This window comes from Rhodococcus sp. (in: high G+C Gram-positive bacteria), assembly GCF_049299235.1.
In the GTDB taxonomy this organism is placed as follows: domain Bacteria; phylum Actinomycetota; class Actinomycetes; order Mycobacteriales; family Mycobacteriaceae; genus Rhodococcus.
Window position 1 is genome coordinate 1 of the sequence record NZ_JBAQXC010000020.1, and the last position, 10,466, is coordinate 10,466.

At 65.6% G+C, this 10,466-nt stretch carries 9 protein-coding genes and 1 pseudogene; 7 read left to right on the plus strand and 3 right to left on the minus strand.

Annotation, left to right across the window (positions count from 1 at the left end; all coding sequences use genetic code 11):
• Positions 1-250: 250 nt before the first annotated feature.
• The 3 genes from WAX14_RS01500 (at position 251) to WAX14_RS01510 (ending at position 4,063) form a co-directional block, all read left to right on the plus strand.
• Positions 251-682, plus strand: a complete 432-nt coding sequence (locus tag WAX14_RS01500) for a hypothetical protein (protein ID WP_422626332.1) — start codon at positions 251-253, stop codon at positions 680-682.
• Entirely contained in the window at positions 679-3,231 is a 2,553-nt protein-coding gene (locus tag WAX14_RS01505) for a DEAD/DEAH box helicase (protein WP_422626333.1), read from the plus strand. Before WAX14_RS01500 ends, WAX14_RS01505 begins: the two co-directional genes overlap by 4 nt.
• A gap of 271 nt (positions 3,232-3,502) precedes the next feature.
• Complete coding sequence (locus WAX14_RS01510) at positions 3,503-4,063, plus strand: hypothetical protein (RefSeq protein WP_422626334.1); 561 nt, start codon at positions 3,503-3,505, stop codon at positions 4,061-4,063.
• A 286-nt stretch (positions 4,064-4,349) separates the two neighbouring features.
• Here WAX14_RS01510 and WAX14_RS01515 read toward each other — a convergent pair whose 3' ends face one another.
• Entirely contained in the window at positions 4,350-5,159 is an 810-nt protein-coding gene (locus WAX14_RS01515) for a recombinase family protein (protein WP_072816378.1), read from the minus strand.
• 290 nt (positions 5,160-5,449) lie between these two features.
• Between WAX14_RS01515 and WAX14_RS01520 the strand changes: the two are divergent.
• Positions 5,450-5,662: pseudogene (locus WAX14_RS01520) on the plus strand (IS1634 family transposase); the annotation flags it as partial.
• A 171-nt stretch (positions 5,663-5,833) separates the two neighbouring features.
• On the opposite strand, the gene WAX14_RS01525 reads toward WAX14_RS01520, so the two are convergent.
• Complete coding sequence (locus tag WAX14_RS01525; protein WP_072816376.1) at positions 5,834-6,190, minus strand: amino acid permease; 357 nt, start codon at positions 6,188-6,190, stop codon at positions 5,834-5,836.
• A 173-nt stretch (positions 6,191-6,363) separates the two neighbouring features.
• Here WAX14_RS01525 and WAX14_RS01530 point away from each other — a divergent pair, with 173 nt between their 5' ends.
• Complete coding sequence (locus WAX14_RS01530; protein WP_238072372.1) at positions 6,364-6,675, plus strand: hypothetical protein; 312 nt, start codon at positions 6,364-6,366, stop codon at positions 6,673-6,675.
• Positions 6,676-7,159: 484 nt separating this feature from the next.
• Here the strand turns inward: WAX14_RS01530 and WAX14_RS01535 are convergent, their stop codons facing one another.
• The gene (locus tag WAX14_RS01535) at positions 7,160-8,791 is read right to left on the minus strand and encodes an LGFP repeat-containing protein (RefSeq protein ID WP_422626335.1); all 1,632 of its coding nucleotides are present in this window, start codon (positions 8,789-8,791) and stop codon (positions 7,160-7,162) included.
• Between the two features lie 22 nt (positions 8,792-8,813).
• On the opposite strand from WAX14_RS01535, the gene WAX14_RS01540 reads away from it, so the two are divergent.
• Together WAX14_RS01540 and WAX14_RS01545 are read left to right on the plus strand one after the other, a co-directional pair.
• Entirely contained in the window at positions 8,814-9,278 is a 465-nt protein-coding gene (locus WAX14_RS01540; protein ID WP_422626336.1) for a hypothetical protein, read from the plus strand.
• 399 nt (positions 9,279-9,677) lie between these two features.
• The gene (locus tag WAX14_RS01545) at positions 9,678-10,319 is read left to right on the plus strand and encodes a ScbR family autoregulator-binding transcription factor (RefSeq protein WP_422626337.1); all 642 of its coding nucleotides are present in this window, start codon (positions 9,678-9,680) and stop codon (positions 10,317-10,319) included.
• Positions 10,320-10,466 lie beyond the last annotated feature (147 nt).

A 10,466-nucleotide genomic window follows, 5' to 3' on the forward strand; every position in this document is an offset into this window, starting at 1 on the left:
GGGATTACGAGACCCGACCCGATCATCATGAGGCGATGGTCCACGTCGCGATGATCGCCACGATGTCACGTCGGCTTGCCCGTTCTGCTTGACCCTCGACCCGGAGTTTTCAGATGCACTCTGAGAAAACCTCAATGAAGTTGGAATTGAGCAGCAACAGAGGCTGCGCCGGCAAGGTCGGCATCCCGGAGACCAGGAATGGGAGCAATGCGGGGTCTTCCAGCAAGTCTGCCGGCCCCGGATCTCGACCGTGGTCACCGGAAAGCGCCCGGACGGCTCCTCTTACTCGGAGGGACTCGCGGCGAACGTCGAGATGTTCGACCTCACCTACCTCGATCCCGGTATGGTGCGCCGCGGGCATGAGTTCGAGTCCGTGGCCCCGCTGATGTGGCTCGAAGGCGGTGCCCGCGGACCCCGCATCGACGAAGTCCCCGAGAAAGGCTGGGCACTCACCGGCGCGTACGGCGTTCTGTTCGACGTCGACGTGCTCACCGCATTTGCTGACGCCGTGACCGACGCCGCGACCAGTGGAACGCCCCCTGCGGTGGTGTTCGTCATCACCGACTCCGAGGCCGAGTACCAACAGGCCGTCGAGCGGCTCCCGGTCGGGATCGAGACCGTCCAGCTCTACGAGGACTACCTGTCGAACTACACCATCAACATCACCGGTGGTGGGCGGTGAAGTTCACACTGGAGCCGTACCAGAGCACCGCGGTCGAATCGGTGCTCACCCACCTGGCCAAGGCCCGAGCCGGCTACCTCGACGACGGGGAGCGCACCGCCGTCGGTCTGACCGCGCCCACCGGCGCCGGCAAGACCGTGATCGCGACGGCGGTGCTCGAAGGGATCTACAAGGGCACGCCCACGCGGACTCCGAACCCGGACATGACGGTCCTGTGGATCACCGATGACCGCTCGCTCAACGCGCAGACGATCTCCAAGATCACCCAGGCCTCGGGCGGATCGATCGACATCAACCGCATCCGCTTCCTCGGCGAGGTCGACCACCGCACGCTCGAACCCGGTCACATCTACTTCGTCCACATCCAGGCGATGCAGAAGAACTCGACGCTGCACGCCGTCCGGCCCGACGGCACCCACAACGACAAGCGCACCCACGGCGCCTGGGACATGATCGCCAACACCGTCCGGGAACGCGGCGAAGACTTCCTGGTCATCTGGGACGAGGCGCACCGCGGCGCGGGCACCAAGAACACCGACCGCAAATCGATCGCCGGCACCATCGTCGGCGGGGGCACCACGAACATCGGCACCGTCCAGCCGCCGGCCCCGGTGGTGCTGGGCATCTCGGCGACGCCGGACCGATTCCAGGCCGCCATGCAGGCCGCGGACCGCACCATGCGGCTGGTCGAGGTCAAGGCCGGCGACGTCCGTGAATCGGGTCTGCTCAAGGACCGCATCCTGCTGCGCAGTCTCGGCGAGTCGCAGTCGGCCGACAACACGATGCTCGCCCTGGCCGTCGAGGACCTGAAGTCCTCCGACCAGGCGTGGCGCATCCACCACGCGACCACCGGCGACCGGCCGGTCGAGCCTTTGCTGGTGGTCCAGGTCGAGCAAGGTCTGTCTCCGGCGAAGGAGGAGGCGCGGCTCGCCGAGATCCTCGCGGTGATGGAATCGGCCTGGCCCGCGTTGTCGGACTACGCCGTCGCCCACGCGTTCGGCGACCACGGCCAGTACAAGGTCGGCGACAAGACCGTCCGATACCTCCCGCCCGAGGCCATCTCCGGGGACGATCAGGCCCGCGTGGTGCTGTTCAAGTCCGCGCTGACCACCGGCTGGGACTGCCCGCGGGCCGAGGTGATGATCTCCTTCCAGAACAAGGACAGCTACACCGAGATCGCCCAGCTGATCGGACGATTGGTCCGCACGCCGCTGGCCAAGCGTGTCGACGGCGGCGACGACCGCCTCAACGAGGTCGCCGCGTACCTGCCCGGGTTCCGCACCGAACACGTCGCCCGCGTCGTCAACGCCCTGACCGAGGACGAGACCGTCGAGGTCGACGTCGTCGTCGCCCCCGTCGTGTGCGAGAAGTCAGCCGATGTGCCCCCCGAGCTGTTCGATCTGCTCGACTCGCTCCCGTCCTACACACGGCAGAGAACAACGTTCAGTTCCCGTACCGCCCAGCTGATGCGCCTAGCCGCCGCCCTCACCGAGCACGACCTCCTCGAGCAGGGCTCGGCCAAGGCCAAGCAGTGGATCGTCGACCAGATGCGCGCCGCCGACGGACAGCGCAGCAGCGAAATCGACGCCAAGGTCGAGGACATCATGTCCCTGACCATCAGCACCACGATGGTCGCCTACGGCGAAGCGCTCATGCAGAGCGTCGGCAGGTCCGCCACCCCCACCAACGAGCGCGACCTCGAGGGCTACTTCCGGAAGGCCAAACGTCTGCTCCCGGACGGCTCGGCCAACTGGTACTACAACGACCTGTGCGATCGAGGCGAGGACGACATCGACGCCTCGGCCCGCCTGGCCGCGATGGCCGACCTCGGATTCAAGACGGTCATCGAGGAACAGGCAGCGGCCCTCATCGACAACTGGCGTCAGCAGCACGCCGCCAAGGTGTCGGCGAAACCGCGCCATGTCCGGGACCAGATCGAACCGCTGTGGCACCTGGGCGGAACGCCGATGCTGCCGACCACGGTCGCGGTCCGCGACGCCTACCCAGCAGCAACCGAGAAGGTGCGCGGTGCGACCGTCGAGCCGATCGACACCTACCCCTTGCACCTCTACGTCATCCCGGCGGGCAAGCCCGACGCCGGCAAGTTCCCCGTCGACACCTCCCGCTCGTCATGGGAGCAAGAAGTCCTCGACTCCGAACTCGACTCCGACACGCTCGTCGGCTGGTACCGCAACCCGTCATCCGGCCGGCACGCGTTGGCAGTGCCGTACGAGTTCGGCGACAAGCACCAGCTCATGCACCCCGACTTCCTGTTCTGGCACGACGACGGCGACGGCCAGTACGTCATGGACATCGTCGACCCGCACCGCTTCGACCTCGCCGACACCTCGGCCAAGTGGTCCGCGCTGGCACGCTACGCCCAGGACCACGCCGACCGCGTCCGCCGCTGCCTCGCCGTCGCAAAGGTCGGCGAATCGCTGCGGGCCTTGGACCTCACCGCCCCCGGCATCGACGAACGCATCGCCGCGGCCACGAATCAGAACCTTCTCGAGGCGATCTTCGTCGCCGAGGGGGTGTCGTATCCTTGACCACCCCAATACCAACTGGGGGATGAGAGTGGGGCAGCCGAACAGAGGGCGTTTTCTCGACCGACCGACCCCCTGGGTGGACCCACCCCCGCCGGGACCGACCGTTGTCATCGACATCGATGGTCCACTGGCCAAGATGGACGCGTTCACCTACCTGATTTAGGCCCCCAAGTACAAGGACCGGGACTGGAAGGCCTTCCACAGGCACTTCAGCGACGCCGCGCTCAACCGGCCCGGCGGCCGCCTCGTCCGCGACCTTGCCGGCGCGGGCTTGACCATCGCGTACACCACAACGCGTCTCGGCGCGTTCATGCCGACCACGGACTACTGGATCCGGCAGAACTCCCTACCTCCGGGACATATCGAGTGCCGCGACTTCTGGACCGACGGCACCGTCCGCCCAGCCCTCGACATCAAGCGCCGGCATTGGTGGAAATGGGTCGACAAGTACGAGGACCGGTCACCGGTCGTGGCCTGGATCGACGACGACCCCGAGGCTGTGGCGATGCTCGCCGAGCAGGGCTGTCCGGCCTGGCAGTTCGACCAGCTCGTCGGCGAGCATCGAGCCGGAAACCTGCTGCCGACGATCGAGCGCGGCCCCGGCCCGCGGTCGAGTTCGCCGAGCAGCGCGCCGCAGCCCGATTTTCGACGAGGCCGAAACGGTCCGCCAACGCACACACCCGAAATGGCAGCAGGCACACGCAGCCCGCATGAAGCAGCAGCGGCAGAAGGAACACCGCCAACGGCTCGCCCAGGCGTGACCGGCGACGGTCGACTGTCCTCGCCGGCACCGACACCGGTCCTGACGAGGCACTCGCGTGGGCGGAAGTGACCGGGCGTCCGGCGCCCCGGTCCGACGGCTCTCCGCGGGTGGTGAGACCGGTGTGGGGTGGGTGTGGGGCCGGGGTGTACCGTGGCCGTCGGTCACGCGCGGTCACCCCCGAGCGTGCGGGCCGTGCGCCCCGGCCTCTCCCCCCGACGCCGGGGCGCTGGCCTTTTCAGTATGTATATGTAGTGGCCCCCCGACGGCGGGGATCAACTCGCTATCCATGTACAAGCGGGAAACAGCACGTCCGCTGGTACGTTGCGAGACTCTTCCTAGATTCGTGGTGAGCGGATCATGTGACGCGACCAAGAACGCGGCCGGCGCGAGCCAGCTTCTCGCGCTCGCGATCCGCGGCGCGGGCGGACGCTGATCGTCGGCGCGAGTCGGCACGAGCACGTGAATCGACAAGCCGCGCAACCGTTGACGGATGCCACCGTCCGCCGCGTTTCGCGGGCACGCCAGCGTCGTTGAGGCGGCGGGCGATAGCTCGCACGCCGACCCCTTCGGCGGCCCAGGCACGCATCTGGCGCAGGACAGCAGCTTCCTGGGGGTGCTCGATGAGCTGGTGATCGACAACACGCTGACCGTAGGGAGGCGATCCTGTTGCGTATCCGCCGCTTTCGGCCTTCTGCCGTCTCCCTGATTTCAGGCGTTTGACGATCAGCCCACGTTCGAGCTGGGCGGCGGCTCCCATGACCTGCCGGACGAACGTGCGCATCGGATCGTCGTCGTCGTCGGGGAGGTGTTCTCCCCGGTCGGCGGTGAAGAATCGCTTTCCGTGTGCCCACACCACCGACAGGATGGCTTCCTGCTGGGTGAGGTGGCGGGCGAGGCGATCGAGGTTGGGAGCGAGTAGGGCGTCGACCTTCCCATCGGTGAGCATCTGCAACGCTTCGGCCAGGCCGGGGCGTTCGTCGTCACCGGCCTTTCCGGTAACCCCCTCGTCCCGGCACATCCTCACGATCCGCATGTTGTGTGTGCGGGCGTAGTTGCGGCAGTCCTTCTCCTGGACGTCGAGGCCATAGCCCTCGAGCTGCGTTCCGGTGCTGACTCGGCAGAGCACGACTACCCGGATCGGACGCGGTTCGTGGGTTACCGTCATGCTCTCAGCGTATCTATCTATGGATATAGATAGAACGAAGCAGGTAGAGCGGATTTCGTCCGATAGAGTGGGCCGTACTTGCTCCGGCGGGGGTTTCCCGGTGGCGAAGCCACCGGTTTCTCCTCGTTCCCCGGTCGGGAGGCCCCCGGTGGCGTCGCTACCGGGTTGTGGGGCCAGTGCGCCGCAGTCCGCGGCGGTGGTGAAGGCCCGCGAGGGGAGGCCCCGCCAGGGGCCGAGCCGTGAGGCGACCATAGTGTTGTTTAAGCAGGTAGGTTCGGGCGGTAGCATTCGTGCGGAAAGTGCGCACCGCCTCCGGGGCGGTAGCGGTGCAGGTCGTGCGCAGACACCGCGGCCGGCACGAGATCCTCGCCCACGTCGGGTCCGCACATACCGACGTCGAGCTGGGCATTCTGCTTGAGCGAGCCCGACAGTTCCTGCACGGCGATCAGGGCATGCTGGATCTGGATGTGCCGTCGCCCGTCGCGCAGATCGCCGATGTTGCCCTCGGCCGGACCCTCGCGACGTGGCTGCCCGTCATACGAATCGACGGCCTCCGATCCAACGATGTATAACCTCACCGAACACCCCTGATCGGCACAGGCTCATGCTCATGCTCATGCCTGCCCTTTCAGGTATTCCGTGGTGTCCTGCAGGACCCATCGGCAATAGCGGTGTCACACCCGCCGCCGCCGCCAAGCCCACACGCACAACCCGATTCCCGCGAGCGATGCCACCGGCAGCACCCATCTCCACCGGCGCAGTGTCACGAACCGCTGGTACTGCTCGCTCGACAAGAACTGCAGACCGGGGCGATTCGCAGTGGGCGGTTCCCACCAGTAACTTCCCGAGCCGGTCAACACTTCAGGCCAAGCGAAGACACCGATCGCGGTCGCGATGACGATGCAGGTGACGGGGAACGCCACCCAGAACCACGGGAACCCTGGCGCGCTACCGAGCCGGGTTCGTCGTCGCACCACCACGCCCGCCGCCAACCCCAGCAGTGCCAGAACACCAAGCATCAACCACGCCATATCGTCGGACGATACTGTGCTGTCGTCCGGAGGTCTGGAAGCTCCGCACGGTGTGCTGCTGAAGGATCAGCAAACAGGACATGTCGACCAGACCAAGACGGGTAAGTAGGTTTGCGACCTATGCCAGCCATCCTCACAGCACACTGCATAGGTGACCGAAGATCATGACTCCGTTGACCGGCGCCGACCTCAACCGGGACGCCTGGACTGTACACCGGCCGGACAGTCCACAGCTCATCTCTCCGCACGCCGCATTCACCGCGTTGCGCCAGGGCCACCCGGGCGAATCCTGGATCCCGACTGGCATCACATCCGTGTCGAATGGGGTTCTGCTGGAAAATGAACGCCTCAGCTACGGGGCAGGGTTCTGCCTCGACATGACTGCGGATCAACCGGATGGCGTTGTCCCCGGACTCGTCCGCGTCAGCGAATCCCGATGCGGAGACCTCGCCATGCCGTTTCGATCCGAATCCGACCAGCAGTAGACGGGACGAACAGATCAAATCACGTCGCCCCTTACACAAACCAAGCCAGAAAAGGTTGAGTAATTTGAGTCACGTCGAGCAAGAGTACGATACGGTATTCGATTCATGGTCGCTGCAGTTTTTGGCTGCATTAACAATGGGGTTAGTCGATGAGCAGGCTAGGGGTTCCATGCGGGTAGAATTGATTTCCTTAGAGGAACACTTAGGAACAGTAATAGTTGTGGTAGAGCACTACGGAAACGGAGATGTTCCGCTATCCCGACGCGGGTACAAATTGATCCTCGATGAACTGCGAAGGATATCGCCAGGCGGTGACGCAAGGGCGGCTGCCGGCCTTTATTTGGATGACCTCGCCAGTCCGGGTCCAATGCAAGATCCGCCGGCAGAAGGTGACATTACATGGATCACTCGCCCTGGATGGATGAACCCTTCCTAGCGGTGCCGCCCACTTAACACCATAGGGGGCGGCACCGCGCTCGGAATATTACCCTCCCGTATCCGGCTCAGGGTTCATCAGTGCCACGTCAACCCATGGGTCGCATATTTCTGTGTTCGACAGTGGAGTATTTCCACCACCACAGTATGCAGTTACAACTCCAACGGGTCCCGGAGCGCCTGCCGGAGACAGTTTGTATCCCTCAGGGAATGACCTGAAGTCGTATATAGCATGCACTGTACGCCGTTCGACTTCTTCACAGTCGTACCCGTCCCATTCAAGATGACAGAATCTGTCTACAGCGTGAACGTAGAAATCTCTTCCTTCGTCGCCGCCACTACGAGGTTTATGCTTGGACGACTCCAGGATCATCGCGATTGAGTCCGGATAACGCAATTGATGCTTGTGCTCCGCTTTGTCCTGTCCCCATCCGTCATTCCAGGAACCGCTCCAGTAGCCTTGCCGTACCGGCATCACTCCGTAGCTGATGAAATCAGGATTCGTTGCTTCTGCCAGAATTTCGGCGGTTGGATAGTTGGCGGCAACATCCGGAGGAGGCCAGGTGGCGCCAGGGGGGATATCAAATGGTTGGATTTCGAGGGCATCTTGACGCAATAGCGTCGGATCGGGGTCAACAGGTTCTTCGTAGGTAGCTGTGAGCACCCGGCCGGTGCCAGTTGTATTGATGACACCATTGTCAAAGCGCTGACTCAGCGTAATTACCGGCTGGCCTGGAACTTGTCTACTTGCGTCTGGCGCCTGTGCGCCGTTGGCTGGAGCTCCGAATATTCCTTCGTAACCGCCATGCGCGTTCCATATTTTCAGCAACTCGCCGGAGATTTCATGGGCACCGGTGATCGCCGTCCACCAAATGCTTGCGTCATTCTCGAAGTCGGCGAATCGTGCGATTCCGTCAGTGGTGACCTGTTCGTCCTCCAACGGATAACCGAGGTGCCCGTCCTCCCTGCCTGTCGAAGTCCAGCGATCTCGAATGTCTCGGTACAAGACATGTGCGCCGGTTTGCCCGGACCAGGTGATGGTGCCGTTGAGGAAGTTGTTGTAGCGGCCGTTGTACTTGTTGACGGCGATCTCGTCGCTGCTGGGGTAGCCGAGGGGGCCGGTTTCGGCACCGAGAGCGTGGTATTTGTCGCGGATGGCGCCGCCGATGGCGCCGAGGGAGACCGGGCTCCAGTAGATGGAGCCGCCTTGGAAGTCCTGGCGCCGGCCGTTCTGCAGCACGATCTCGTCGGTGGTGGGATATCCGAGGAAGCCGGCTTCCCAGTTGTGCTGGCCCCACTTCATCATGAAGTGGTTGACCACGGGGTGCGCGCCGGCGTTGGGGTGCCAGTAGATCGGGCCGTTGGCGAAGGTTTGGCGGCGTCCGACCTGGTCGGGGTTGACCAGTTCGTTGCTGGTGGGCCAGAGCAGGAAGCTGTTCGGTCCGCCGAGGGAGTCGTACTTGACGCGGATCTCCCCGCAGACGACGTACTGCCACGCGGGGAAGTAGACCATGCAGTCCGTGGGAGCGGCGGCGGCGACGGTGGTGGCGACGCCGCTGCGGGCGTTGCGGGATCGGGAGGCCGCGAGGAGTTTCGCCTCGGCGATCTCGGCCTTGTCGGCGTCTTCCTTGGTGAAGCCCTCGGGAAGTTCTTGGCGGTCCGAGCGCATCTTGCCGGGCACGATCGTGGAATTGGGGTTCTCGGTGGGTGTCCACGTAACCCAGGGCTCCTTCTTGCCCGGTGCCGGCGGTGCCGTCTCCGGCCTCGCCTGCGGCGGTGTCGGCGGCACGGCGGTGGGGGACGTCGGGGTCTCGGTGATCGGCGGTGCCGGCACCCGCGTCGCCGTCGGTACCGACGAGGTCGACGGTGCCTCGGTCATCTCGGTGGTGTTCGGTGGCGACTGTGCCGCCGCCGGTGCCTCGGTCGTGGACGTGGTGGCGCCGGCGCTCGGGGGTGGCGTCGAGGTGGTGATCGGGGCGGCGGGAGTGGTCGTGGGCTGGGCCAACACGGTGGAACTGCCGTGGGTGAGCAGCAGTGTGGTCGCGGCGGCGATCACGCAGCGACTCACCCACCGGCGGTGGGGCGTGCCCAGGGCACGGCGACGGAGCGATTCCATTGAGACCTACCGTCTTTCGCAGGAGCAGGGTCAGTGGTGGCGCCATCGCTGACCGAAAACCTAATCGGTTTCCCACCAACCACGCACGTATCCGGTAACACTTCCATCACGGAAACCATCCGACTGGTATTTTCATGGAAGGTCGGTCGATCCGGCATTTCGCTGCTACACCCGAGGGGCTGCCCGCCCCATGGGGGCGGTTCGTCGGTGCGCAGGGGTGTGCCCTGCTTCCGGGAAGAAGTGCGGGACGAGTGTGTGACGAGGACGTCCGGTGCGGTGCGGTGCGGCGGCTCGGCGCCGGGGTGGCCGGGGCCGGGCACTCAGGGTCTCGGCGGCGCCGGCGCACGGTGCGCTGCCTCGGTGCCCGTAGGCTGTCCGGGTGCTCGGCCGTGGGGGCCGCTACCGGGATCCGGAGGGAACGGCAACGCGAGGCGAGCGGGAAGGAGGGGTGGTGGGGACCACGCAGCACCGGGGCCGGGTCACCCGGTTCCACTTCGTCACCGTCGCGGCCGAGTTGTTCGCCGCCGCCGGGTATCACGGGGTCAGCACGGGCGAGATCGTCGCCGCGGCCGGCTCGAACAAGGGCGCGCTGTACTACCACTTCCGCTCCAAGGACGACCTCGTGGCGGCGATCATCGACGAACAGCACCGCCGCTCGATCGCCCTCGTCCAACGGGTCACCGCCCCCGACGCCCCACCGCTCGAGCAGATCGTCATGCTCAGCCACGCCCTCGCCGACCTGCTACAGGAGAGCGCGCTGGTGCGGGCCGGGCTGCGCCTGTCCACCGAACTCGCCGACCGCACCCCCGCCCACCCGTACCGGGACTGGATCGGTGCCTGCCGCACCCTGCTCGACCGCGCCGCCGACGACGGCGACCTGCGCGAGGGTCTGGACCTGGACGCGGTGGCCCGGTTCGTGATCGGGGCGTTCACCGGCCTCCAGCAGCTGTCCGGGCTACTCACCGACCGCCACGACCTGCCCCGCCGGATCGACGAGCTGTGGGTCTTGTTGCTGCCCACCCTCGTCGCCGACCCCGGCCGGCGCGAGGCGGTGCGCCGCGCCCGCTGGGCACCCCCGATCCCCGTCGCCTGAACTCCACTCCCTCGGAATCCGGCTCTTCGCAGTTAGCAGTGGCATTGACGCCGACTGGGTGTGCTCCGCCGGGAGCGGCGGGTGCAGGCCCACCGTACCCTGCGTCGCTGGTTGTCGGGGTTGCGGAATCCGAATGCGATCCGCCCG

What these genes read in the sequence shown, in the direction of transcription:
- WAX14_RS01515 (WP_072816378.1), bottom strand. Translation starts at nt 5,159, where the DNA reads ATGACGGTAACCCACGAACCGCGTCCGATCCGGGTAGTCGTGCTCTGC.
- WAX14_RS01525 (WP_072816376.1), bottom strand. Translation starts at nt 6,190, where the DNA reads ATGGCGTGGTTGATGCTTGGTGTTCTGGCACTGCTGGGGTTGGCGGCG.